Raw genomic sequence first — 25,408 nt, 5'->3', positions numbered from 1 at the left:
TTTGGAGCAAGCTGCCGCTGGCGCTATACTGCTTTTTTCCTTAGCCTTTGCCGGTACTGACAACATTTATGTCCGTTTTTGCGATTGTAGCGCTGTTCGCTTATTCACTCAGCCTTGCCCTGATCATCCCCAGTCTGCTGCGTAAAAATAGCGCGTGGCGCCGCCTGGCGATCGTTTCTGCCTCGGTGGCCTTACTTTCACACGGCGTAGCGTTAGAACAGCGTATATTCACCATGGGCAACGGCCAGAATCTTAGCCTGCTTAATATCGGCTCGTTGGTCAGCTTACTGATCTGCGCAATTATGACGATTGTCGCTTCGCGCAATCGCGGTTGGCTATTGCTGCCTATTGTTTACAGCTTTGCGCTGATCAACCTTGCCTTCGCGACGTTTGTGCCAAATGCTTTTATTACACATCTGGAAACTACGCCCGGCATGATGATCCACATTGGGTTCGCGCTGTTTGCTTATGCAACGCTTATCATTGCCGCGCTGTATGCGCTGCAACTGGCGTGGATCGATTATCAGCTGAAAAATAAAAAACTCGCCTTCAGTAATGATATGCCGCCGTTGATGAGCATTGAGCGTAAAATGTTTCATATTACCCAGGTTGGCGTTGTGCTACTCACTTTGGTGCTCTGCACCGGGCTTTTCTTTATGAACGATCTTTTCAGCCGCGAAAATGCAGATAAAGCCGTACTATCAATTCTGGCATGGTTTGTTTATATCGTCCTTCTCTGGGGACATTATCATGAAGGCTGGCGCGGACGTCGCGTTGTCTGGTTTAACTGTAGTGGCGCGCTACTACTGACTATGGCTTATTTCGGCAGCCGTATGCTGCAGCACTTTCTATCCTGAGCACTCACAACAAGGAATGATCGCGTTGGAACATGTTTCAACCACCACGCTTATTATCACGTTGATCATTATGGTTCTGGTTTCTGCTTATTTTTCAGGCTCTGAAACCGGAATGATGATGCTCAACCGCTATCGGCTGAGACATCAGGCGAAAAATGGACATCGCGCCGCGCGCCGGGTTGAAAAGCTACTGCGCCGTCCCGACCGCTTGATCAGCCTGGTGTTGATTGGCAATAACCTGGTCAATATTCTTGCCTCTTCACTGGCGACCATCGTGGGTATGCGACTCTATGGAGATGCCGGTGTGGCCATTGCGACAGGCATACTGACATTTGTGGTTTTGGTATTTTCTGAGGTCTTGCCTAAAACGATTGCAGCGTTGTATCCCGAGAAAGTGGCCTTCCCCAGTAGTTTTTTGCTCGGTCCGCTACAGATAATCATGATGCCGCTGGTTTGGTTGCTAAATACTATCACCCGCCTTCTGATGCGCATGGTGGGCATGAAGACCGATGGTGCCATTACCGCAGCACTTAGCAAAGACGAGTTGCGAACCATCGTCTATGAGTCTCGTTCAACAATGTCGAGACGTAATCAGGATATGCTGCTATCGGTACTCGACCTGGAAAAAGTTGGTGTAGATGACATTATGGTGCCGCGCAATGAGATTGTCGGTATTAATGTCAACGACGACTGGAAAGCGATTGTACGCCAACTGACACACTCCCCTCACGGACGCATTGTGCTGTACCGAGATTCGCTTGATGACGCGATTGGTATGCTGCGCGTTCGTGAAGCATATCGCATGATGACGGAGAAAAAAAAGTTCACTAAAGAAAATCTGCTACGTGCAGCCGATGAAGTTTATTACGTTCCTGAGGGGACACCGCTAAGCGTTCAGTTGGTTAAGTTTCAACGTAATAAAAAGAAAGCAGGGTTAGTTGTGGATGAATATGGTGATATCAAAGGTATGATCACTATTGACGATATACTGGAAGAAATCGTCGGTGATTTTACCACTTCCATGTCGCCCACACTGGCAGAAGAAGTGATGCCGCAAAATGATGGTTCTGTGCTGATTGAAGGTGGAGCTAACGTGCGGGAGATCAACAAAGCCTTTAACTGGTCACTCCCTGAAGAAGAAGCACGAACCATTAATGGCATGCTGCTCGAAGTGCTGGAAGAGATACCAGAAAGCGGTACGCGAGTGCAGATCACTCACTATGATATCGATATACTGGATGTACAGGATAATATGGTGAAACAGGTGAAAGTCACGCCGAAGAAACCACTAAAAGAATCCGTAGGCTCCTGATCCTCCAGAAATAAAAAAGGCGGTCATCGCCGCCTTTTAACGTTTTCATTGCCCGAACAATAGATCGTCAATGGACTAGATATGCAACTCTTGCAGCTTCTCTTTTGGAAGCGCGAGCTCATCATTGTGATTAATGCGAATATCGTTCTCAATGATATGTCGTGCGATATCCTGAGCCTCATCCAGCGAATGCATCTCAAAGGTGCCACACTGATACTCATTCAATTCAGGGATTTTTCTTTGGTCCTGCACTTTTAACACATCTTCCATCGCGCCTTTCCATGCTTTAGCAACGCGCTGCTCATCTGGCGTACCAATCAGACTCATGTAAAAACCGGTACGGCAGCCCATTGGAGAGATATCAATGATTTCCACTCCATCACCATTCAGGTGATTACGCATAAAGCCAGCGAAAAGGTGCTCCAGCGTGTGGATACCGCGCTCAGGCATCACCTCTTTGTTTGGCTTACAAAAACGCAGATCAAAAACGGTGATCGCATCACCATGAGGCGTGTTCATGGTTTTCGCCACGCGTACCGCGGGGGCAGCCATAATGGTATGATCGACAGTAAAACTATCCAGCAGTGGCATAAGTCACCTCCTGTATAAAAATTTTTTTTAGAAAGATGAAACTTTTCTCGTCGGCATGCGTCTTACTAAGTGAAAGACGCGCATTTTGTTATCATCATCCCTGACAACAGAGATGTTAATTTGGCCACAGTGATGTGGCCTTTTTCTTTTCTACCCTGCCTTGCTGGCAAGGAAATCCTCAAAACTTAAGGTATCTGACGCTTCAATCTCTTGCTGAGCCATCCTTGAGCGTATCGCTTCTTTCTCAAACTGCTCTTCGCTTAATACTTCCAACGCTTCTTCAGCCATCGAATGGCGGTACTGCTCTGCCAGTGCCAGTCCCGTCCCCCCCATGCCATTTTCCTTCATAGCATGAAGAATACGCGCAGAATAAGTCAGCTCAGGATCGTCAAACGAGGCAACGAGTTGTTCACATACATCCTGATATTGACGATCGCCATGATTACTATCCAGAGTTTCCGCAACGCGCTTAAGGTCCCTGAACAGAGCATTGCCAACATCTACCAGTGGCTTCTGTGTATCTTCACACCCTATACCGATAGTTTGACCTGGTTTACGTCCCTCAAGGATAACGCGATTCCAGTTCTTACGCGTACAAAGCAACTCAGCACTACTCATTTCAGGCGCTTCAGCCAGCGTACACCAAATCAGGAAAAGATCGAGAAAACGCACCTGCTGCGCATCAATCCCAATCGGCGAGAACGGGTTAATATCCAGCGACCGAACTTCAATATATTCAATGCCACCACGCAACAGCGCGTCTGAAGGAGCTTCACCGGATGCCGTTACACGTTTTGGCCGAATCGGTGCGTACAGTTCATTTTCAATTTGTAGCACATTCGCATTGAGCTGCAGGTACTGACCATCCCGATCTTTCACGCCAATTTCAGCATATTCTTTGGAAGGCGTTTTGATCGCCCTCTTCAAAGCATCAACGTAAGTAGGCAAATCGTTAAACGTAATACCGAGATTGTTCTGCGATTTGTTGGTGTACCCCAAATCACTCAGCCGCAAAGAGGTGGCGTAAGGCAGGTAGAGCATTCCCTTTTCACTACGTTCAAACGGTAGTGAACTTTCTTTACCCTGCAGGAAGGATGAACAAATTGCAGGAGACGCTCCAAACAGGTATGGGATAATCCAGCCAAAACGGTAATAGTTGCGAATCAGTCGCAAATATCCCTCTGAAATCTCGGCTTTGCCACTCTCCATGTCTTTTACGCCTGCCCACTCTTGCCAGAAAGATAGCGGCAGTGAAAAATTATAATGCACACCGGAAATAGTCTGCATCAAGGCACCATAGCGATGCTTCAGTCCCTGCCGGTACAGCGTTTTCATTCGGCCAATGTTTGAACTGCCATATTGCGCCAGTTCAATCTCATCTCCGGCGCCAATAAAGCATGGCATGCTGAAGGGCCACATACGCTCTTCACCAAGATCGCGGGAAACGTGGCGGTGTACATCACGCAGTAAAGCCAGTAGACGATCAATGTCTTGCTCAACAGGGGTGATGAACTCCAGCAGCGTTTCTGCGAAATCGGTAGTAATCCATTTATGAGTTAACGCTGAACCGAGTGAATCGGGATGTCCGGTGGTTGCCAGAAGGCCATCCGGCTTAACACGTAATGTTTCGCGCTCAATGCCGCGGCTGATGCCATTTAACGCATTAGGATGGGCTTCCAACCAGGAAAGCGCCTGTGATACATCCGGGATCAAATTGACCTCCCGCTCAGGAAAAATTTATTATTGTTTAGCATAATGTTAACCGTAGCCTTGACTATGCGCGATGCGCAACTCAATGCCACCACTCCATGCTCTGTAAGGTTGCAGCTGCAACCACAATGTAACGTAAGGTTTTGCCGATAGCTAAATACAGCGTCACTGGCAGCCAGGGAAGACGTAGCCATCCGGCCACGACGCACAGTACGTCGCCGACAACCGGTAGCCAGCTGAATAGCAACGCTGCAGGGCCAACTCGACGAAACCACGTTACGGCTGTGTCATGCCACCGTCCCTGTCGTTTTCGTGACAGCAGACGGCCAAGAATAATGTTTGTCAATCCACCGAGCGTGTTACCCAACGCAGCGATAAAAATTAAACCAATAACTGATGACTTTCCTGCAACCAGCAGAGCCGCCAGCAACACTTCAGAACTGCCAGGAAGCAGAGTGGCACTCAGGAAACTACTGGTAAACAACGAAGCATAAATAAGTAATTCGCTCACAACAGACGTACGTCAACAACATCCATACCAGCGGCTCTCGCTGCCTGTATACCAAAATCCGCGTCCTCAAAAACCACGCATTTTTCTGGGGCTACCCCCATTAACGCCGCACAGCGTAAAAATGTCTCGGGTTCAGGCTTATGCCGTTGAACATCATCGGCACCGACTATGCAATCAAAGCAATGACGGATCCCAAGGTGCTGCAATAGCATTTCAGCCATAGCATGTTCACTTCCGGTCCCTACTGCCATTGGACGGCGACCATGCCACACTTTCACCACCTCAACCAACGGCAGCGGCTGAACGCTTTCCAGCAGTATATCTTTCAGCAATTCTGTTTTTTCTGCGGCTAATAGTCTGGGATCGTGATCTGTCTGGTGGCTTTCAATGATCGCCTGCGCGATCCGCCAGGTAGGCGAGCCATTCAACCGAATCATTGCGGCTTCGTCAAAAGTCATTCCATAACGTGCCAGTACCTGATGCCAGGCCTTACGATGCGTTGGCTCCGTATCCAAAAGGGTCCCATCCATATCGAAAATCAGGCCATCATAGCAAGCGTACATTGTCTCTCCGGACATTGAGCAAACGAGTCTTTACTTTATCGCAAAGTGCAAGGATTGTCGCTGTCAGCGATAAACCGCATGTGCTTTGAAAGATGTAGCCGTTTCAGGATTCAGATAAACAGGCAAAATAAAAAGCAGGCGCAGACAGTAACAAGTAACTAGCTGAAATTTAGGATATTGCTGGTGTCTTTCAGACATTAAAACAGCGCATTCCCTACCGGGCGTCGCTACAGGCAGCATCATGATTAGGGGATAACTAAATAGGGAAAATATTTTTATTTCAGAGATGGTGCATCCGGGAGGATTCGAACCTCCGACCGCTCGGTTCGTAGCCGAGTACTCTATCCAGCTGAGCTACGGATGCATTAGGAAATACTTGGGAGATAATATGACCAACCTGAGGAAATACTTGATAAGAATACACATCCTGGATAATTAATCGGCCTGACCGCATCGCTCTTAAGCGACATTATCCTTTATGACTGGTATTAAGCATTTTATTACTTACCAGACGTAGCTGCGATTCTCTTGCAATAAATGGTGCATCCGGGAGGATTCGAACCTCCGACCGCTCGGTTCGTAGCCGAGTACTCTATCCAGCTGAGCTACGGATGCATTGCAACTTCGTGTATAACGCAGGGGTGAAAAAACTCACCGGATACGGGCTGCTAATTCCGTATTCAAACAACTTGCTATCTTGATATGGTGCATCCGGGAGGATTCGAACCTCCGACCGCTCGGTTCGTAGCCGAGTACTCTATCCAGCTGAGCTACGGATGCATCAAAATGGCGGTGAGGGAGGGATTCGAACCCTCGATGCAGCTTTTGACCGCATACTCCCTTAGCAGGGGAGCGCCTTCAGCCTCTCGGCCACCTCACCTTACGCGTTCTTACGAACTGTGCTTTTGAACTTTCTTTCTGCTCATCGGCACTGCGTGGCGCACATATTACTTTCCCGGACTTATAAGTCAAACAATTTTTCCCCCCGTGTGTTTGTTTGCACAAATCCCACGCAATCCGACTACTTTGAAGGCAAAAAGGATGATTTATCAACAGAAAACCGCGGTGCGTTTTCATGAAAAATAAGTGAGAAATATGAGAAATAACTGAACGTGAGAGCAAGGTAGAGAGGTACGCGGTAGCGCCTCGCCGTAAAAAAGCGAGGCGCTGTATCCGTTAGTAATTGCCTGGCGGGTTAGTTTTTTCAGCCTGGATACGCTGATAAATCTCTTCGCGGTGTACTGAAACTTCTTTTGGGGCATTAACGCCAATACGAACCTGGTTACCTTTAACGCCCAACACCGTTACAGTTACCTCATCACCGATCATGAGGGTTTCACCAACTCGACGAGTTAGAATAAGCATTCTTTGCTCCTTGAAAGATTAAAAGAGTCGGGTTCTTGGGCTCCCGGCAATATCCATCATATAACGCTAAACGTAGACAATGACAAATACATCGCATGTAAAAAATCACGCCAATACATTCTGCTGATAGTTAGTTTAGCCGAAATGCTCTTCATCAACCTGACTTTATAGTTACAGGGTGCGCTTCGCATGAAAAAGCGCCAAGTTATCTTTTGCTGGCGCTATCAGCATTGCATTTTCTTATTGTTACAATTTCGCAGTAACCCACGATTCAACGCTGGCCAATGCAGCAGGCAACGCCTGCGCATCGGAACCGCCCGCCTGGGCCATATCGGGCCGTCCACCGCCTTTCCCGCCTACCTGCTGTGCTAATGTTCCCACAAGTTCACCGGCTTTCACACGGTCGGTAAGGTCTTTTGTCACTCCGGCAATCAGGGAGACTTTTCCTTCCGTGACCGTCGCTAATACAATAATGGCCGAATGCAGCTGATTCTTCAGATCGTCCACCATCGTTCGCAGCATTTTAGGCTCAACATTATTGAGTTCACTTACCAGTAACTTAGTACCTTTGACCTCAATTGCTTTACTACTCAGCGAAGCACTTTCCTGCGCCGCCTGCTGATCTTTCAGTTGCTGTAACTCTCTTTCCAGTAAACGTACGTGCTCAATGACAGAACGTACCTTTTCGTTAAGGTTACTGCTATTCGCTTTTACCAGATGCGCAATATCCTGCAACTGCTCACTTTGCGCATAGACCTGCTGCAAAGCGCGCTCACCAGTCACCGCCTCAATACGACGTACGCCTGCGGCAGTTCCCGACTCAGCGATGATACGAAACAGGCCGATATCGCCAGTACGACGTGCATGTGTCCCACCACACAGTTCGGTAGAAAAATCGCCCATACTCAGGACACGTACATGGTCATCATACTTTTCACCAAACAATGCCATGGCGCCTTTAGACCGAGCGGCCTCCAGCTCCATAATGTTGGTATCAATCGAGAGATTATGACGAATCTGCGCATTCACTATATCTTCAACCTCACGAATCTCTTCAGGCCTCATCGCCTCAAAATGTGAGAAATCAAAGCGCAAATACTTATCATTAACCAGTGAACCTTTCTGAGCAACATGCTCCCCCAGCACCTGGCGCAAAGCCGCATGTAGTAAGTGGGTCGCAGAGTGATTAAGTCTGATACGTGCACGACGCGATTCATCCACCTGAGCATCCATACGATCGCCGATACGTACGTGCCCGGCAATAAGCTGACCAATATGGCCGATCGCCTGACCATATTTTTGGGTATCGCTGACACTGAAAGCGGCGTTAGCCCCCTTCAACTCTCCCGTATCACCAACCTGCCCACCCGATTCACCGTAGAACGGCGTTTCATCAAGTACAATGACGCCTTCCTGGCCGGCAGCAATCTCCTTCGCTTCCTTTCCGTCAACGAAAATGGCCGTGACGGTCGCTTTCAATGCCATCTGGTCATAGCCTTTGAAAGCAGAAGCAGAGTCAATGCGGATGACATTATTGTAATCCGTGCCAAAGCCGCTAGCTTCGCGTGCACGACGGCGTTGCTGTTCCATCGCGCGCTCAAATCCCGCCTCATCAATTTTGAGATTACGCTCGCGGCATACATCTGCGGTTAAATCTGCCGGGAAGCCAAACGTATCATACAGGCGGAAAACTGTTTCGCCATCAAGCATATCGCCCTGCAAGTTCGTCAACTCTTCATCTAACAACGCTAAACCACGCTCCAGCGTTCTGGCAAATTGCTCTTCCTCTGTTTTGAGGATCTGTTCAACCTGCGATTGCTGACGTTCCAGCTCTTCTCCTGCCGAGCCCATCACCTCAATCAGTGGCGCGACCAGCTTGTAGAAAAATACGCCTTTTGCGCCCAGCATATTGCCATGGCGAACAGCTCGGCGAATGATTCGCCGTAGTACATAGCCGCGGTTCTCGTTCGAAGGGATAACCCCATCCGCTATCAGAAAAGCACATGAACGGATATGGTCGGCGATGACACGCAGCGATTTATTCGTAAGGTCGCCAGCACCGGTTACCCGAGCAACAGACGCAATTAGCTTTTCGAATAAATCAATTTCATAGTTCGAGTTAACGTGCTGCAATACGGCAGCAATACGCTCTAGCCCCATCCCTGTATCAACAGACGGTTTCGGTAACGGTAACATTGTGCCGTCAGTCTGGCGGTTGAACTGCATGAAAACGATGTTCCAGATTTCAATGTACCGATCACCATCTTCCTCAGCTGATCCTGGCGGACCGCCCCAGATATGATCGCCATGATCGAAGAAAATTTCAGTACAAGGACCGCAAGGTCCGGTATCCCCCATCTGCCAGAAATTATCAGATGCATAGGCACTACCTTTATTATCACCGATGCGGATAATGCGTTCGCGCGGAACACCGATGTCATTGGCCCAGATTTCAAAGGCTTCGTCATCGGTTTCATAGACGGTCACCCACAAACGTTCTTTTGGCAGGTTAAACCACTGTGCACCTGTTAATAATTCCCATGCAAATGCAATTGCTTCCTGTTTGAAATAGTCACCGAAGCTAAAATTCCCCAGCATTTCAAAGAAAGTATGGTGCCGTGCGGTGTAGCCAACATTTTCAAGATCGTTATGCTTACCACCCGCGCGGACGCAACGCTGTGATGTCGTTGCTCGGGAATAGCTTCGTTTATCCTGACCTAAAAAAACGTCTTTAAATTGGTTCATACCGGCGTTAGTAAAGAGTAACGTCGGATCGTTATTTGGCACGAGGGAGCTACTGGCTACAACCTGATGTCCCTTGCTGTGAAAAAAGTCGAGAAACGTTTGACGAATCTCAGCAGTGCTCTTGCTCATATTTGTCCCGGAATCACGTAACGAATGTTTCGTGCATCATGCGACACGGCGACTTCATAGTCCAACCCGGCGATACACGAACAAAAAGTGGGAATAAGATAAAATTTCTTCAGTACGAAGTAAAATCCCATTGGCAGTCAATCATCAAAATTTCTGAAAATGCCCTGGATATCTTCCATAAAGAAGCCTTTCGACAGTAAATAGCGTTGTACTCTGTTTTTTTCTTTCCATTCCGTTGGTAAAGGCAGACCAAACTTTCGCTCTGCCACGTTAAATGCCGCTTCGCCCCAGTCAATATCAGCCATACTTAACACCGTATCGATATCTTCCCGAGCTATCCCCTTCTGCCCCAGCTCCATACGAATGCGCTGCGGACCATATCCTTTGCGGCTACGACTTGCCGTATAACGCTCAGCAAAATGGGCATCATCCAACCATCCGTGTTGATAGCACCAGGCTACTACCTTTTCAATTTCATCTTCCGGAATTTCCGGCCTCTCTTCCTGCCGATACATCGCTGCTCGCTGAATTGAAAGCACAAGCTTTCGACGAAATTCAGCCTCACTGTGATCACGCATTGCCAGTATTCGCACCGCACGATCGAGCAGTTGGGAAAATTGCTTACGGGAAGCCGTATCGTCAGACATAACACTCCGAACAGTTTAAAGCATGGTGATAAGCAACGAATGAACCCTTAACACAAGTCGTCCAATAATCTGGAATACTCAGCAGATCTCGTTTCTGCTGATCAATTTTGACGACGGTCTAAATACTTATCGCACACGCAAAGCGTAACGATAAATGCTCCAGGAAACAAAAGAAGTTGCTATCAGAATAGATAATTGGTGCAAAGAAGGAGGATACAACAGAAAAAAGCAGTGAGGACAGGACAAAATAGCGAGATTTTACGGTAAAACACGAGAGCAGCGTTTATGCTGCTCTCGTCTGGATTAGAAATCTTCGTTTGTTTCGCTGATTTCTTTAGGAAATTCTTCTTCAACAAAATCGGGTTTATCGTTGGCGCTGTTCAACAACATATCGCGCAGTTTCTGCTCAATCTCATTGGCTATGGCTGCATTTTCTTTAAGGTAATTGCCAGAGTTAGCTTTACCCTGCCCAATTTTGTCACCATTATAGCTGTACCAGGCACCCGCTTTTTCAATCAGCTTGTGCTTCACACCCAGATCAACTAATTCGCCGTAAACGTTGATCCCTTCACCATACATGATCTGGAATTCAGCCTGTTTGAATGGCGCTGCAATTTTGTTTTTTACCACTTTAACGCGAGTTTCGCTGCCCACCACATTGTCGCCTTCCTTGATCGCGCCGATACGGCGGATATCCAGACGAACGGATGCATAGAATTTAAGAGCATTGCCACCAGTGGTGGTTTCCGGGTTACCAAACATCACACCAATTTTCATACGGATCTGGTTAATAAAGATCAGTAGCGTATTTGATTGTTTAAGGTTACCCGCCAGCTTACGCATTGCCTGACTCATCATACGGGCAGCCAGCCCCATGTGTGAGTCACCAATTTCACCTTCAATCTCTGCTTTAGGCGTTAACGCTGCTACTGAGTCGACAATGATGACATCAACAGCGCCGGAACGTGCCAGAGCATCACAAATCTCAAGTGCCTGCTCACCAGTATCCGGTTGAGAACAAAGCAGGTTATCAATATCAACACCCAGTTTTTTTGCGTAAACAGGATCCAGTGCATGCTCAGCATCGATAAAAGCACAGGTCTTTCCTTTACGCTGCGCCGCGGCAATAACCTGCAGAGTAAGTGTAGTTTTACCTGAAGATTCAGGGCCATAGATTTCGACAATGCGGCCCATCGGCAAACCGCCCGCACCTAACGCGATATCCAGGGAAAGTGAACCAGTTGAGATGGTTTCAACGTCCATTGAGCGGTCTTCACCCAAGCGCATGATAGAGCCTTTACCAAATTGCTTCTCAATCTGACCGAGCGCTGCTGCCAGTGCTTTTTGCTTGTTTTCGTCGATAGCCATTTTTACTCCTAATCATGCAGGGTAAAGCGCTTACAAGGTTGCTTTACGATAATTCGATGCCAGTGATTATACTGTATAGTCATACAGTATCAAGTTTATTTTCGAGAAAATCATTAAGGAGGGTATGCAAAGCGTAAACCGCAGCCTGATGACGTATAGCGTCACGATCACCGGTAAAATGCTGTAAACAAGTGAGGAATCGACCATCAGCACAGGCAAAGCCGAACCAGACGCTGCCAACAGGCTTTTCTGCCGTTCCGCCTTCCGGCCCTGCGATTCCGCTTACCGATATGGCGAACTGCGCATTAGCCACCCGCAGCGCACCCACGGCCATTTCATGGACTACGACCTCGCTCACCGCTCCCCACCGCGCTAAAGACGGCTCACCCACGCCAAGCAGTTTTTGCTTCGCGCTGTTGCTATAGGTAACAAAACCGTACTCAAACCAGGCAGAACTGCCAGCAATGTCCGTCAGCGCTTTAGCAACCCAGCCACCAGTACAGGATTCTGCTACAGTAATCGTCGCATTGCGCTGCTGAAGGCACTTTCCTACCGAGATACTGAGTTGTTTCAATTCGTCGTCTGCCATATCCTTCTTCCCAATTCGTGACTCAAGTACAACGTTAACAACAAATCTACCCGTTTCCACTGCGTTTTTCAGAGAAAGCCTGCCGCAAAAAAACATTTTGCGCGCCCTCTTCCATTACGCCTTTACTATTTACCCACAAAAGTAGCCACTCCGGCCCATTAAAAATGCACTATTGCGGTATGTTGGGACACCTCAAGGAAGCATAACCAGTAAAATGAAAGCATCAACGGGTATGCTGCAAATGGTTCGGCCAGAGATACGGCCTGGATTGCCTCCGACTGAACCTCACTTACGTCCCAACAGAATTTCATATCTGCATCAGTAGAATCGAGCACAATATTTTATGAGTGTGATAATCGCTGAAATCAGGTGTAGGAAGGGAAAAAGATTCATGGCAGATAGTGGTGCAAACCGCCACATGGGTGCGTGGCGGTGTCTTCAACAGCCAATTAACAACAGCTGAGTACCAAAGACAGGCTAGTTTTTCTTCACGAACTCAGATTTGAGTTTCATCTGACCAAAACCATCGATTTTACAATCGATATTATGATCCCCTTCTACCAGCCGAATGCTTTTTACCCGGGTGCCTATTTTCAATGTCGAAGAGCTGCCCTTTACTTTCAGATCCTTCACAACGGTGACAGAATCCCCATCTGCCAGTAGATTACCGTTGGCATCTTTGACCACCAGCATATCGTCATCAGAAACAACGTTGGTTGCAGACCATACATGGCCACATTCCGGACAGTTCAACTGATCGCCATCCTCCCAGGTATATTCAGAATTGCATTTAGGACAGCTTGGTAACGATTGCATCGAAAACTCCGTTTGATAGATAAAAAGCCTGATTTACCCGGGATAATTCAGATTGCCGAACGATGGTGGCACTGTCGCAGCGAGTCGGGCTTACAAGCCAGAAAGACCCGCTACCTGCAATCCAATATGCCGCGAGAATAAATTTTGGGCGGCTATGTTATCTCCTTACATCAAGTAAGGGTAGTATAAATAGCCCGCCGTCCGGCTTCTCTTTATCTTGCCATTTTTACCGCCTGCCCCAGTTGCCAGACAGCCATAGCGTAATGCGTACTATGATTATAACGAGTGATCACGTAAAAGTTGGGTAATCCGTACCAATATTGATAACGGTTTCCCATGTCCAGACGCAGTAAGCTAACTTGTTGATAACCAGAGATCGATGATTGGGGAGAGACGCCTGCAGCAGCCAACGTTCCCGGCGAATATTGTGTGTTAAAACCATTTGCAAGGTTCGGTGCCTGACCGTTCGCCATGATTGCAACCTCACCATCTCTTTGCCAACCATGAGATTTGAAATAATTAGCGACACTGCCAATAGCATCAACCGGGTCCCATAAGTTGATATGCCCGTCGTGGTTGAAATCAACTGCATATTGTTTAAAGGAAGACGGCATAAACTGACCATATCCCATCGCACCTGCATACGATCCTCGTAAATCCAGTGGATCATCACCCTCCGTACGCGCCATCAGCAAAAAAGTCTCCAGTTCCGCACTAAAGAAATCAGCTCGACGAGGATAATTAAAAGCAAGCGTCGCCAACGCATCAATGATGCGCGTTTTACCCATCACCCGCCCCCAGCGGGTTTCAACCCCAATAATGCCGACAATAATTTCCGGTGGCACGCCGTAAACCTCGTAGGCACGCTGCAATTCATTCTGATAACGCTGCCAGAACGCAACCCCATTAGGTATATTATCCGGTGTTATAAACTTAGCCCGGTACCGTAACCAGGCACCATTGGGCCCTACCGGAGCGGGGCCAACCGGCGCCTGGCGGTCCATCAGCTTAATCACCCAATCCAGTTGCTTTGCCTGCGCCAGGACATCATGCAACTGTTGCCGATCAAAGCTATGTTCGCGCACCATCTTATCAACAAAACGCTCAGCGGCAGGGTTCCGGGAAAAATCACCACCAAGTGGATGCAAAGTATGGGACGGCTCAAGTAAAAATCCGCCGCCTTTAAAAGGATTTTCTCCCTGCGATGGCTCTGGTACCGGGGATTTACTACTGCAGGCAGCAAGGAAAAGGAAAAGGAAAAGGGGAAGAAATTTGGCCACAGCACGCATTCAGAGATCCGTCCTAATGAGGGATAAATAGAGCGTTATCTTAAGCTATTGCAGACTATGAATAAAAGAGTAAACCACCCATCCCGTGATCGATGAGAATTGGATATACCGCCCCTTCAGGCAACGTAGAACAAAGTGATGAGCGTTGATGCTGTCAGTTCTATCCATGCAGGAGCCCGAAGGATGACATCTTCCCTCCTGGGATTGAACTGAGTGATCAGGAGAGAAGATATCAGGACACATCTTGCTAAAAACCATGCAGGGCCTGGCAGACCCGATAGCGGCTACTAGCGACGATTGCGTACCAGCTGGTAACTGCGCGTCAGGTACTCCACAGGCGCGCTCCAGATATGCACCAGTCTACAGAAGGGAAAGAGCAGGAATAACGTCATACCCAGTACCATGTGCAGACGGAAGATCAGTGCAACGCCTTCCAGGTGCTGTGAAGCGCCACCATGGAAAGTCACCACAGCTTGCGCCCACCCCACCAGCTTCATCATCTCGCTGCCATCCATATGCTGCGCAGAGAAAGGAATGGTCAGTAACCCCAGACAAACCTGCACGACCAGCAGCGTAATAATCAGAATATCCCCTACGCTACTGGTAGCCCGCACACGTGGGTTGGTCAGACGCCGTTTAAGTAATAATCCTCCGCCGACCAGCGTCATCAGGCCACAAATCCCACCCGCAATCATTGCCAGCTTCTGCTTGACGTCGATAGGCAAAAACGACTCGTACATCCAGTGCGGCGTCAACATACCGACAATATGGCCAAAGAAAATGCCGATAATGCCGATATGAAACAGGTTTGAAGCCAATCTCATCCCTTTTTTATCAAGCATCTGACTAGAACCGGCTCGCCATGTGTACTGCCCGTAGTCATAGCGTAACCAGCTGCCAATCAGGAAGACAGATCCTGCGATATAAGGGTAAATGTCGAAAAAAAACTTGGTTAGAAATTGCATGATTAGCTTCCTGTGGATCGCGTTGTGGCTTGGGCCACATCCAGATACTGTGGCGCAACCGCTCCGGCAAAACGACGCTGATGCGCGGCCTGCTGTGCCGAAGCACAGCCCTGTTCGCCGAGGAACTTAACCTGCTCCTCTTCCCAAACGGCATCCAGTGCCTCTGGCGTGTCGTCACGGGCCTCCCTCGCTACCTGAGGTTGTAAGTTTTCAAACTCTACATCAGCCCCGGACAGCGAATGTAATATTTCAAACAACACAGCATACGGGCTTTGACGCTGCTGCAAACGTGCCGCCAGCAGTGCAAGGATCGGTACGATATCCTGCAAACCTCCTCGCGCCCGTTCAATATCACCGTTAGCCAGATACTCCAAATAAAGTGGTAGAAAATCTGGTAACTCCCTGGAATTCAGCTCGAGACCATCGGCCCGATACTGCTCCATTAAATCGACCATCGCCTGTCCGCGATCTCGCGATTCACCGTGCACATGTTCGAATAACAGTAGCGAGGTGGCACGACCACGATCAAACAACTCACAGTAGTCGGCCTGCACATCCAGTAGCGGACGCGCGCAGAATTGATCGATAAATTCTGCCAGTGCAATGCGGTACTGGGGGGCCAATTCACTGGCCGCTTCCACGGCGTCCAGCAGGTCCTGACGATGATCGAACAATGCCCGATCGGGGTAATCCAGCAGACGCGCAATAACGCAGAGAGCAATCATGACGCATCCTCCTGGCGAACAGTTTTTTTCGTGACGTCAATCGCATCAATACGGCGGCTATTAAACAGATTGAATTTACTGTCACTGCCATGACAACCATCACCGAAGCTAAAGCCACAGCCTTTACTCTCAGGGAAAGCTTCACGCGCCAGTTCTCGGTGGCTTGAAGGCACGACAAAACGATCTTCATAGTTGGCAATAGCCAAGTAACGATACATTTCCTGCGCCTGGGCCTCGGTTAGGCCAACCTGCTCCAGTGCTCGCGTATCCACTTCCCCTTCCACCGTCTCCGCGCGTTTGTAATGACGCATTGCCATCATACGTTTCAGCGCGAGCAGGACAGGTGCGGTATCACCCGCAGTCAAAAGATTCGCCAGATACTGAACCGGGATACGCAGGCTTTCGATATCCGGCAACACACCGCTGTGCGCCAGCATACCCGCATCGGCAGCAGACTGAATCGGAGACAACGGCGGGACATACCATACCATGGGTAAAGTACGGTACTCAGGATGCAGCGGCAGGGCCAGCTTCCAGTCCATCGCCATTTTGTAAACCGGCGAGTGCTGAGCCGCATCAATGACGCTCTGTGGCACACCGTCTTTCAGAGCCTGTGCAATGACCGCCGGATCATGTGGATCGAGGAAAATATCCATCTGACGTTGGTACAGGTCTTTCTCATTTTCGGTTGATGCCGCTTCTTCGATACGGTCGGCGTCATACAGCAATACACCAAGATAACGGATACGACCCACACAGGTTTCAGAACATACCGTTGGCTGACCCGCTTCAATACGTGGATAGCAGAAAATACATTTTTCTGATTTACCGCTTTTCCAGTTGAAGTAGATTTTTTTATACGGGCAACCGGTTAGGCACATACGCCAACCACGGCATTTGTCTTGATCGATCAACACGATGCCATCTTCACCACGTTTATAAATCGCACCGCTTGGACACGTTGCCACACAGGCTGGGTTCAGACAGTGCTCGCACAAACGCGGCAGATACATCATGAAGGTGTTTTCAAACTGGCCGTACATCTCTTTCTGGATATTATCGAAGTTTTTATCCTTAGAGCGTTTTTCAAACTCGCCGCCCAGGATCTCTTCCCAGTTAGGGCCATTTTCAATTTTCTTCATCCGCTGACCGGTAATCAGCGAGCGAGGGCGAGCAATAGGCTGATGCTTCCCTGCCGGAGCGGTATGCAGATTCTGATAATCGTAATCAAAGGGTTCGTAATAATCATCTAAAGCGGGAACATCCGGGTTAGCAAAAATTTTCGATAGCAGCCCTACGCGATTACCCATGCGGGGTTCCAGCTTACCGTTAATTTTACGTATCCAGCCGCCCTTCCATTTTTTCTGGTCTTCCCAGGCATGGGGATATCCCACGCCTGGTTTACTTTCCACATTATTGAACCAGGCATACTCCATGCCTTCACGGCTGGTCCAGACGTTCTTACAGGTCACTGAACAGGTGTGGCAACCGATGCATTTGTCCAGGTTCAATACCATGCCGACTTGCGAACGAATTTTCATTGGCTTTTCTCCTGCTGGCTACCCTGACAATCATCGTTACCTTCGCCATCTAACCAGTTAATATTGTTCATCTTTCTGACTACGACAAATTCATCGCGGTTAGAGCCCACGGTGCCGTAGTAGTTAAAGCCATAGGAAAGCTGCGCATAACCCCCGATCATATGCGTGGGTTTCGGACAGGTTCTTGTGACCGAGTTGTGGATCCCACCGCGTTGGCTGGTAATTTCTGAGCCAGGGATATTCACAATGCGTTCCTGCGCGTGATACATCATGGTCATTCCGGCCGGGATACGCTGGCTGACTACGGCACGTGCCGTTAACGCACCGTTGGAGTTAAATACCTCTATCCAGTCGTTATCGACAATTCCCAGTTCTTTCGCATCGTCCTCACTCATCCAGACAATCGGACCGCCACGAGACAATGTCAGCATCAGCAGGTTGTCACTGTAGGTCGAGTGAATACCCCATTTCTGGTGTGGCGTCAGGAAGTTCAGCGCTTTTTCCGGGTTACCATTCGGTTTCTTGTTCAGCAGGGGCTTCGCCGCCCGCGTATCAATTGGCGGACGATAGACCAGCAGACTTTCACCAAAGGCACGCATCCATTCATGATCCTGATAGATCTGCTGACGGCCGCTCAGGGTACGCCATGGAATCAACTCATGAACATTGGTATAACAGGCATTGTATGAAACATGTTCATCTTCCAGGCCAGACCAGGTTGGGCTGGAAATAATTTTGCGCGGCTGGGCCTGGATATCACGGAAGCGAATCTTTTCATCTTCTTTATTGAGTGCCAGATGCGTATGGTCAAGCCCGGTAATATCGCTCAACGCCTGCCAAGCTTTTACCGCCACCTGGCCGTTCGTTTCTGGTGCCAGCGACAGAATCACTTCGGCAGCGTCAATTGCGCTATTGATATTGGGACGACCTGCCGCCGGACCGTCGGCCTTGACGTAGTTCAGCTGTTTCAGGAAGTCGACTTCCGTCTGGGTATTCCAGTTAATTCCTTTACCACCATTGCCTAACTTGTCCATCAACGGTCCAAGCGAGGTAAAACGTTCCCAGGTTGCCGGATAATCACGCTCAACAGCGATAATATGTGGCGCAGTTTTACCTGGAATTAAATCGCATTCGCCTTTTTTCCAGTCCTTCACGTCAAACGGTTGTGCCAGCTCGGCTGGTGAGTCATGCTGAACTGGCAGCGTAACGATATCCGTCTCCACGCCTAAATGACCTACGCACACGTCAGAAAACGCTTTGGCGATACCTTTATAAATTTCCCAGTCACTTTTCGATTCCCAGGCTGGATCGACAGCCGCTGACAGCGGGTGAATAAATGGATGCATATCCGACGTATTCATGTCGTCTTTTTCATACCAGGTCGCAGTAGGCAGCACAATATCAGAATAGAGACAGGTACTGGACATACGGAAATCGAGGGTTACAACCAGGTCCAGTTTTCCTTCCCCACCCTGATCCTGCCATTCAACTTCTTCCGGCTTCACTGCTCCTTGCAGGCCTAAATCTTTACCCTGGATACCGTTTTCGGTTCCCAGCAGATACTTGAGCATGTACTCATGCCCTTTGCCGGAGGAACCCAGCAGGTTAGATCGCCATACAAACAGGTTACGTGGAAAGTTTTGTGGGTTATCTGGCTGTTCTGCGGCAAAACGCAGTGTGCCATTTTTCAGGCTGTCGACCGTAAAATCAATTGGTGACTGACCTGCCGCTTTAGCTTGTGCCGCCAGATGCAATGGGTTTGTCCCAAGTTGTGGAGCAGATGGCAGCCATCCCATACGTTCGGAACGAACGTTAAAGTCAATCAGGCTACCCGTGTAGCGGGATTTATCCGCAAGTGGGGAAAGCAACTCGCTGGTCGCGACCGTTTCGTAACGCCACTGGCTGGAATGGTTATAAAAGAATGAAGTGCCGTTCATATGACGTGGTGGACGCTGCCAGTCAAGGGCGAATGCCAGCGGTGTCCAACCGGTTTGCGGACGCAGCTTTTCCTGGCCCACGTAATGCGCCCAGCCACCCCCACTTTGTCCAACGCAGCCACAGAAGATCAACATATTGATCAAACCGCGGTAGTTCATGTCCATGTGATACCAGTGGTTCATCCCGGCGCCGACGATGATCATTGAACGACCGCGCGTTTTCTCAGCGTTTTCAGCAAATTCGCGGGCGATACGGATGATATTCTGACGAGACACGCCTGTAATTTTCTCTGCCCAGGCTGGGCTGTAGGCCTTTATATCATCGTAGCTGTTGGCACAGTTCGCATCATCAAGGCCACGATCAAGACCATAGTTGGCCAGCGTCAAATCATAAACACTGGTCACTAGCGCCTCACTGCCGTCCGCCAGCTGCAGACGTTTCACTGGCAGTTTATGTAGCAGGATCTCGTCCAGTGCTACGCTGTTGAAATGCTCGCTCTCAGATCCACCGAAATACGGAAAACCAACGTCGGCCACGTCATCATGGCTACCGAGCAAACTAAGCTGCAACTCAACTTCTTGCTGTGACTTACCTTCGCGTTGCTCCAGGTTCCATTTACCTTTTTCACCCCAGCGGAAACCGATAGAACCTTGCGGGGCAACCAGTTCACCGTTGGCTTCGTTATAGGCAATGGTTTTCCATTCAGGATTATTTTCCTGACCTAATCCATCCACCAAGTCGCTGGCACGCAGCATACGACCGGCCGCATAGTATCCACCTTCACGTGGCTCCAGCAGTACCAGCATTGGCATATCGGTGTAGTGGCGAACGTAATCACGGAAATAGCTGACTTCACGATCGAGGTGGAACTCCCTCAGCATGACATGGCCCATTGCCAGCGCCATCGCGCTGTCAGTGCCCTGCTTTGGATTCAGCCACTGATCGCACAGCTTGGCGACTTCGGCATAGTCTGGCGTTACCGCAACCGTTTTGGTCCCTTTGTAACGAACTTCCGTAAAGAAGTGGGCATCCGGGGTACGCGTCTGCGGGACGTTAGACCCCCAGGCAATAATGTAGGAAGAGTTATACCAGTCTGCCGATTCCGGCACGTCGGTCTGCTCGCCCCATGTCATTGGCGAAGCGGGAGGCAGATCGCAATACCAGTCGTAGAAACTCAGGCAGGTCCCACCAATCAGTGAGAGATAACGCGCGCCGGAAGCGTAAGAAACCATGGACATCGCCGGAATGGGCGAGAACCCCATAATACGGTCAGGACCAAAGGTTTTTGCCGTATAAACATTCGAAGCCGCAATCAGCTCATTGACTTCCTGCCAGCTGGAACGAACAAAGCCACCGCGACCACGCGCAATTTTGTAACTTTTGGCTTTCTCTGGATCGCTGACGATGGAGCCCCAGGCATCAACAGGATCGCTGTGCTGGGCTTTCGCCTCACGCCACAACGTGATCAGGCGTTTACGCATTAAGGGATATTTCAGCCGGTTCGCGCTGTAGAGGTACCAGGAATAGCTGGCTCCACGCGGACAGCCGCGAGGTTCATGGTTAGGTAAGTCGGGACGGGTGCGTGGGTAATCGGTTTGCTGCGTTTCCCAGGTGACCAAACCATTTTTGACGTAAATTTTCCAGCTACATGATCCCGTGCAATTGACTCCGTGAGTAGATCGCACGATTTTGTCGTGCTGCCAGCGACTACGGTAGCCGTCTTCCCAGTCACGATTGGAATTCATTGTCTGGCCATGTTTGCCAGAAAATGGTTCAGCTATTTGCTTGAAATAACGAAACCTGTCTAAAAACTTGCTCATCCGGAATGCTCCTGAAGGCTCTGCGTTGTTATATGAATGACTGAACATTGCTCAAACTGTGAACTAAGCCTACTGAGGCGTCCGGTGCTGCAGATTGATTGCGATCAAGAGAACGCGTCGACAGGTTGTGGATACAACCAATAACTACCACTAAAGTATAAATAAAGTAAATGCCAACAACTAACTGAAAAACAAAGTAAAATTCAAAAAACAACCTAAGCGATATGACGAGTAATGGCATAGCAGATATTTAGGGGTAGTAACTCAACGGAGGCCGGTTAAATTGCGCGAGTCGACGCTTTTCAAGCTACTGATAAACGCAATCGCACGATAAATAGCCACGGGGTTACTGAAGGAATGTAGCGAGGGTGGTATGAAACAAAAATGCCCCTTTTAATAGGGGCATTTTTAATAGCGACGGGTGTTATTTTTTACGGCCGTAAACCAGCCAAGTGATGGCGATACACAAGATATAAAATACCAGGAACACCTTCATTGCACCGGCAGGTGAACCGGTCAGTGCCAGTGAAGTACCAAAGGTCTGGGGAATGAAAAATCCTCCCGCCGCACCAATGGCTGAGATAAAGCCCAAAGCCGCAGCGGTATCGGTCACCGCTTCGCTCTGCGCAGCCTCATCACTGGCGCCGCGACCTTTTGCACGTTCAAGCGTAATTTTTCTGAAGATAACCGCGATCATTTGGTAGGTCGATCCACTTCCCATTCCCGCAGTCAAAAACAGCACCATAAAGACACCAAAGAAAGCGATAAAAGACCCTTCCTGGCCGTTCCCCGGTAGCGTAAAAAAGATTAGTGCAGTAAAGATGGCCATAACAATGAAGTTAATGAGCGTCACTTTCACGCCACCAAACTTATCAGATAATATGCCCCCCGCCGAGCGGGCCAGAGCGCCAAGCAAAGGACCAAAGAATGCATAGTGCAAAATCACTACATCGGGGAACTGCGTCCTGGATAACATGGCAAAGCCGGCGGAAAAACCGATGAATGAACCAAAAGTGGCCAGGTAAAGCAGACTCATAATCCACAAATGGAGGCGTTTGAGTACCGGCAATTGCTGTCGAAGCGAGGCCTTAGATGCAGAAAGATCGTTCATACCGAACCAGGCAGCCAGCGTAGCAACGAATAGAAACGGAACCCAAATCCACGCTGCATTTTCCAGCCACATATGACTACCATCGGCAAGCGTTTGTCCGGAGCCGCCGAAAAAGCCAAAAATGGCAAAAGAGATCGCCAGCGGTGCAAATAACTGCATCACACTCACGCCCATATTGCCAAGACCACCGTTAATACCCAACGCCCCTCCCTGATGAGCTTTGGGGTAGAAGAAGCTGATATTCCCCATACTCGAGGCGAAGTTAGCGCCAGCAAAACCGCATAAGAGTGAAATTATGACGAAAGTATTAAACGTTGTGCGAGTATCCTGTACCGCAAAACCCAGCCAAATGCAGGGAATGAGTAAGAAACAGGTACTGAAAGCGGTCCAGCGTCGTCCTCCAAATATAGGAATAACAAAAGAGTAAGGTACGCGGAGAATCGCCCCGGAAACGGAAGGTAGCGCGGTCAACAAGAACAGTTGATCGGTAGTAAAATTGAAACCCACTTTATTCAAATTTACCGCAACGGCACTAAATAACATCCAGACACAAAAGGCGAGTAGTAAACAGAATACAGAAATCCACAGATTACGGCTGGCAATACGCTTGCCGCGCTGCTGCCAAAATTCCGGATTTTCAGGTTGCCAGTCCCGAATTACTGCACCTGTTTTTTTGGCGATTGGAGAGGTGAGCTGTGACATATTTTTCCCTGATATAAATAACACTCCCCCCACCCTATGTATCCCTCTCAGCAGTAGAGTTGACATAAATCAACCATAATGCAGATGAGGGTATCAACTTACATGACCTTCCACCCATTAAGAAGTAGCCACAACTACACAGTAAAACTCATTAAAATCATTAAGTTAATTATTGAAAATACACATAACTGCGCTAGATCATGTGAGGAGGAAATTAGTGATTAATCCTTTATGGGTATATTTCTATCACGATGGATAATGAAAAATACCTCACAATAATGGCGATATTCACACTGACATCAGCTTTATTACTCACTCAGGAGCACCCGCCCATGACACGCCTATTGGCTCCGCTATCCCTCGTTAACCAACTTGCATGCGCGCTATTAATGCTGGGTTCGCTAGGTATTGGCGGTATGAGCATTTCTGCATGGATGGCACAAAGCATTCAGGGAAACGCACATGCAATCAACGTCGCGGGTTCATTACGTATGCAAAGTTATCGGCTTTTAGCGCAGGTGCCGCTAAATTCCAGCCATGAGGATCTCATCAGGAAACTGGATAGCGATGTGCATAATGCCCGTTTACAAAAAACGGTCAGCCAGGGCAGCCTTACGCTTCAGTTAAAGGTGCTTCAGGACGAATGGCAGCAAAACCTGCAGCCGATGTTACGCCGCGCGCAATCACCAGTCCAGGCGGCAGATGAAGTTGCCAGTTTTGTCACTATGCTGGATACCCTGGTTGCACAAGTCGATCGACAAACTGAAAACCGTTTATTCCGTATGTCACTTGTGCAGGGCAGCTTTATTTTTCTCATCATTTGTTTACTTATCAGTACGTTTATCTGGTTTCGGCGACGGTTATTACAGCCCTGGCGGCAGTTAATAAGGCTGGCACACGCTGTCGGTCATGGCGATTTTAGTCAACGTTTTGTCACCAACCGTCGTCTGGATGAAATGAGCGTATTAGGCGAAGCCCTGAATAGCATGTCGGGCGAGCTATCAGTGATGTACGCCGGGCTGGAAAAACGCGTCAAGGAAAAAACAGCGGATTTAGAACGGAAAAACCAGGTACTTCATTTTCTTTATCATTCCAGCCAGCAGCTCCATACCGGCGATCCAATTGAACAACGTTTGACCCCGCTGCTTAATGAATTACAGAATTTACTCCCCCTGCGCGCCATCGATGTCAGACTCTATGAAAATAATCTGGAACAGCAATTTTTACAGCTTAGCGGTCAGGCTGAAATAACCGAGTCTGAGGAGACGGATATCACACCGTATCCTGTAACACAGGATCGCATAGCCGAGGATATGCCAGCCTCAATTAGCCTTCCTCTGAGTGATAAACTAGGCAATTATGGCGTATTGCTGGCCCAACCTGTACGACAACTGAAAGAAGAGCACTATCAGCTACTCCGCATGCTGGTAGAACAATTAACCAGTATGCTTGCTCTTGAGCAGCAGGTTGATCATCAGCAACAGCTAATGTTGATGGAAGAGCGGGCAGCCATCGCTCGCGAGCTGCATGATTCAATTGCTCAGTCGCTCTCTTGTCTGAAAATCCAGGTGAGTTGCCTGCAAATGCAGAAAATTAACCTACCGCCACAGAGTCTTGAACTGATAAACCAGATGCGGGAGGAGCTCAACGTAGCCTACCGTCAGCTACGAGAATTATTGACCACTTTTCGACTACGTTTAACCGAACCCGGATTACTGCCGGCATTGCAATCCACCACGCAAGAATTCAGCCTACGCCTCGGCGTTAATGTCGAACTGGAGTATCAATTGAATCCGCGAACTGTTGCTCCCTGGCAGGCGATTCACCTGTTGCAGATCGCCCGTGAGGCACTGAGTAATATTCACAAACACGCCAATGCCAGCCAGGTGCACATTCAGGTTACTGCATACCAAGGGGAAGTCACATTAAGCGTGACGGATAACGGGCGTGGCCTGCCCGATAACGCGGAACGACCCGATCACTACGGTTTAATCATCATGCGCGATCGCGCCAGAAGTTTACATGGACGGTGCGATATTTTACCGCGTGAAAATGGCGGCACCGAAGTCCGGGTAACTTTCCGCCCGGCCAACCAAGATATCGATTAAGAGAAA

19 protein-coding genes and 4 tRNA genes are annotated in these 25,408 nt (G+C 48.9%); 3 read left to right on the top strand and 20 right to left on the bottom strand.

What is annotated here, in order from left to right; all coding sequences use genetic code 11:
- The first annotated feature begins 68 nt into the window (after positions 1-68).
- Both J1C60_RS04535 and J1C60_RS04530 read left to right on the top strand, forming a co-directional pair.
- Positions 69-857: a cytochrome C assembly family protein gene (locus tag J1C60_RS04535; RefSeq protein ID WP_128178426.1), complete on the top strand. Its 789-nt coding sequence runs from the start codon at positions 69-71 to the stop codon at positions 855-857.
- 25 nt (positions 858-882) lie between these two features.
- Positions 883-2,169: an HlyC/CorC family transporter gene (locus tag J1C60_RS04530; protein WP_128178425.1), complete on the top strand. Its 1,287-nt coding sequence runs from the start codon at positions 883-885 to the stop codon at positions 2,167-2,169.
- A gap of 75 nt (positions 2,170-2,244) precedes the next feature.
- Here J1C60_RS04530 and luxS read toward each other — a convergent pair whose 3' ends face one another.
- The 20 genes from luxS to J1C60_RS04430 form a co-directional block, all read right to left on the bottom strand.
- Positions 2,245-2,760 carry an S-ribosylhomocysteine lyase gene (gene luxS / locus J1C60_RS04525; protein WP_128178424.1) on the bottom strand — a complete coding sequence of 172 codons (516 nt, stop codon included), beginning with the start codon at positions 2,758-2,760 and terminating at the stop codon, positions 2,245-2,247.
- 150 nt (positions 2,761-2,910) lie between these two features.
- Positions 2,911-4,473: a glutamate--cysteine ligase gene (gene gshA / locus J1C60_RS04520; protein ID WP_128178423.1), complete on the bottom strand. Its 1,563-nt coding sequence runs from the start codon at positions 4,471-4,473 to the stop codon at positions 2,911-2,913.
- 79 nt (positions 4,474-4,552) lie between these two features.
- A complete protein-coding gene (locus J1C60_RS04515; protein ID WP_128178422.1) occupies positions 4,553-4,981 on the bottom strand; it encodes a YqaA family protein in 429 nt (142 codons plus the stop codon).
- On the bottom strand, positions 4,978-5,544 hold the full coding sequence (yqaB, locus tag J1C60_RS04510) for a fructose-1-phosphate/6-phosphogluconate phosphatase (RefSeq protein ID WP_128178421.1): 567 nt from the start codon (positions 5,542-5,544) through the stop codon (positions 4,978-4,980). The genes J1C60_RS04515 and yqaB overlap by 4 nt, the downstream gene beginning before the upstream one ends.
- Before the next feature lie 287 nt (positions 5,545-5,831).
- A tRNA-Arg gene (locus J1C60_RS04505) sits at positions 5,832-5,908 on the bottom strand.
- A gap of 174 nt (positions 5,909-6,082) precedes the next feature.
- Positions 6,083-6,159, bottom strand: a tRNA-Arg gene (locus tag J1C60_RS04500).
- Positions 6,160-6,247: 88 nt separating this feature from the next.
- Positions 6,248-6,324: transfer RNA gene (locus J1C60_RS04495), tRNA-Arg, on the bottom strand.
- A 7-nt stretch (positions 6,325-6,331) separates the two neighbouring features.
- Positions 6,332-6,424 (bottom strand) — tRNA-Ser (locus J1C60_RS04490).
- A 296-nt stretch (positions 6,425-6,720) separates the two neighbouring features.
- On the bottom strand, positions 6,721-6,909 hold the full coding sequence (csrA, locus tag J1C60_RS04485) for a carbon storage regulator CsrA (RefSeq protein ID WP_128178420.1): 189 nt from the start codon (positions 6,907-6,909) through the stop codon (positions 6,721-6,723).
- A gap of 246 nt (positions 6,910-7,155) precedes the next feature.
- Complete coding sequence (gene alaS / locus J1C60_RS04480) at positions 7,156-9,783, bottom strand: alanine--tRNA ligase (RefSeq protein WP_128178419.1); 2,628 nt, start codon at positions 9,781-9,783, stop codon at positions 7,156-7,158.
- A 137-nt stretch (positions 9,784-9,920) separates the two neighbouring features.
- On the bottom strand, positions 9,921-10,430 hold the full coding sequence (locus J1C60_RS04475; protein ID WP_128178418.1) for a regulatory protein RecX: 510 nt from the start codon (positions 10,428-10,430) through the stop codon (positions 9,921-9,923).
- 303 nt (positions 10,431-10,733) lie between these two features.
- Positions 10,734-11,798 carry a recombinase RecA gene (gene recA, locus J1C60_RS04470; RefSeq protein ID WP_128178417.1) on the bottom strand — a complete coding sequence of 355 codons (1,065 nt, stop codon included), beginning with the start codon at positions 11,796-11,798 and terminating at the stop codon, positions 10,734-10,736.
- 79 nt (positions 11,799-11,877) lie between these two features.
- Positions 11,878-12,387, bottom strand: a complete 510-nt coding sequence (gene pncC, locus J1C60_RS04465; RefSeq protein WP_128178416.1) for a nicotinamide-nucleotide amidase — start codon at positions 12,385-12,387, stop codon at positions 11,878-11,880.
- A 477-nt stretch (positions 12,388-12,864) separates the two neighbouring features.
- Complete coding sequence (locus J1C60_RS04460; protein WP_128178415.1) at positions 12,865-13,203, bottom strand: zinc ribbon domain-containing protein YjdM; 339 nt, start codon at positions 13,201-13,203, stop codon at positions 12,865-12,867.
- A 212-nt stretch (positions 13,204-13,415) separates the two neighbouring features.
- A complete protein-coding gene (gene mltB / locus J1C60_RS04455) occupies positions 13,416-14,492 on the bottom strand; it encodes a lytic murein transglycosylase B (RefSeq protein ID WP_128178414.1) in 1,077 nt (358 codons plus the stop codon).
- 287 nt (positions 14,493-14,779) lie between these two features.
- Positions 14,780-15,457 (bottom strand): respiratory nitrate reductase subunit gamma, encoded by a 678-nt coding sequence (gene narI, locus J1C60_RS04450; RefSeq protein WP_128178413.1) that lies wholly within the window; start codon positions 15,455-15,457, stop codon positions 14,780-14,782.
- Positions 15,458-15,459: 2 nt separating this feature from the next.
- The gene (gene narJ, locus J1C60_RS04445) at positions 15,460-16,182 is read right to left on the bottom strand and encodes a nitrate reductase molybdenum cofactor assembly chaperone (RefSeq protein ID WP_128178412.1); all 723 of its coding nucleotides are present in this window, start codon (positions 16,180-16,182) and stop codon (positions 15,460-15,462) included.
- Positions 16,179-17,723: a nitrate reductase subunit beta gene (narH, locus tag J1C60_RS04440; protein ID WP_128178411.1), complete on the bottom strand. Its 1,545-nt coding sequence runs from the start codon at positions 17,721-17,723 to the stop codon at positions 16,179-16,181. Before narH ends, narJ begins: the two co-directional genes overlap by 4 nt.
- Positions 17,720-21,481, bottom strand: a complete 3,762-nt coding sequence (locus tag J1C60_RS04435; protein WP_128178410.1) for a nitrate reductase subunit alpha — start codon at positions 21,479-21,481, stop codon at positions 17,720-17,722. The genes narH and J1C60_RS04435 overlap by 4 nt, the downstream gene beginning before the upstream one ends.
- Before the next feature lie 424 nt (positions 21,482-21,905).
- On the bottom strand, positions 21,906-23,294 hold the full coding sequence (locus tag J1C60_RS04430) for a NarK family nitrate/nitrite MFS transporter (RefSeq protein ID WP_128178409.1): 1,389 nt from the start codon (positions 23,292-23,294) through the stop codon (positions 21,906-21,908).
- 332 nt (positions 23,295-23,626) lie between these two features.
- On the opposite strand from J1C60_RS04430, the gene narX reads away from it, so the two are divergent.
- Complete coding sequence (gene narX / locus J1C60_RS04425) at positions 23,627-25,402, top strand: nitrate/nitrite two-component system sensor histidine kinase NarX (protein WP_128178408.1); 1,776 nt, start codon at positions 23,627-23,629, stop codon at positions 25,400-25,402.
- Positions 25,403-25,408 lie beyond the last annotated feature (6 nt).

Origin of the sequence: [Pantoea] beijingensis (genome assembly GCF_022647505.1) — a bacterium.
Classification (GTDB): domain Bacteria; phylum Pseudomonadota; class Gammaproteobacteria; order Enterobacterales; family Enterobacteriaceae; genus Erwinia; species Erwinia beijingensis.
This window is presented reverse-complemented; position numbering and strand designations above follow the sequence as displayed.

Bases quoted from the DNA above. Each gene is read 5' to 3' on its own strand.
- J1C60_RS04535 (WP_128178426.1), top strand. From the start codon at position 69: ATGTCCGTTTTTGCGATTGTAGCGCTGTTCGCTTATTCACTCAGCCTT.
- luxS (WP_128178424.1), bottom strand. From the start codon at position 2,760: ATGCCACTGCTGGATAGTTTTACTGTCGATCATACCATTATGGCTGCC.
- yqaB (WP_128178421.1), bottom strand. From the start codon at position 5,544: ATGTACGCTTGCTATGATGGCCTGATTTTCGATATGGATGGGACCCTT.
- csrA (WP_128178420.1), bottom strand. From the start codon at position 6,909: ATGCTTATTCTAACTCGTCGAGTTGGTGAAACCCTCATGATCGGTGAT.
- alaS (WP_128178419.1), bottom strand. From the start codon at position 9,783: ATGAGCAAGAGCACTGCTGAGATTCGTCAAACGTTTCTCGACTTTTTT.
- J1C60_RS04475 (WP_128178418.1), bottom strand. From the start codon at position 10,430: ATGTCTGACGATACGGCTTCCCGTAAGCAATTTTCCCAACTGCTCGAT.
- recA (WP_128178417.1), bottom strand. From the start codon at position 11,798: ATGGCTATCGACGAAAACAAGCAAAAAGCACTGGCAGCAGCGCTCGGT.
- pncC (WP_128178416.1), bottom strand. From the start codon at position 12,387: ATGGCAGACGACGAATTGAAACAACTCAGTATCTCGGTAGGAAAGTGC.
- J1C60_RS04460 (WP_128178415.1), bottom strand. From the start codon at position 13,203: ATGCAATCGTTACCAAGCTGTCCTAAATGCAATTCTGAATATACCTGG.
- mltB (WP_128178414.1), bottom strand. From the start codon at position 14,492: ATGCGTGCTGTGGCCAAATTTCTTCCCCTTTTCCTTTTCCTTTTCCTT.
- narI (WP_128178413.1), bottom strand. From the start codon at position 15,457: ATGCAATTTCTAACCAAGTTTTTTTTCGACATTTACCCTTATATCGCA.
- narJ (WP_128178412.1), bottom strand. From the start codon at position 16,182: ATGATTGCTCTCTGCGTTATTGCGCGTCTGCTGGATTACCCCGATCGG.
- narH (WP_128178411.1), bottom strand. From the start codon at position 17,723: ATGAAAATTCGTTCGCAAGTCGGCATGGTATTGAACCTGGACAAATGC.
- J1C60_RS04435 (WP_128178410.1), bottom strand. From the start codon at position 21,481: ATGAGCAAGTTTTTAGACAGGTTTCGTTATTTCAAGCAAATAGCTGAA.
- J1C60_RS04430 (WP_128178409.1), bottom strand. From the start codon at position 23,294: ATGTCACAGCTCACCTCTCCAATCGCCAAAAAAACAGGTGCAGTAATT.
- narX (WP_128178408.1), top strand. From the start codon at position 23,627: ATGACACGCCTATTGGCTCCGCTATCCCTCGTTAACCAACTTGCATGC.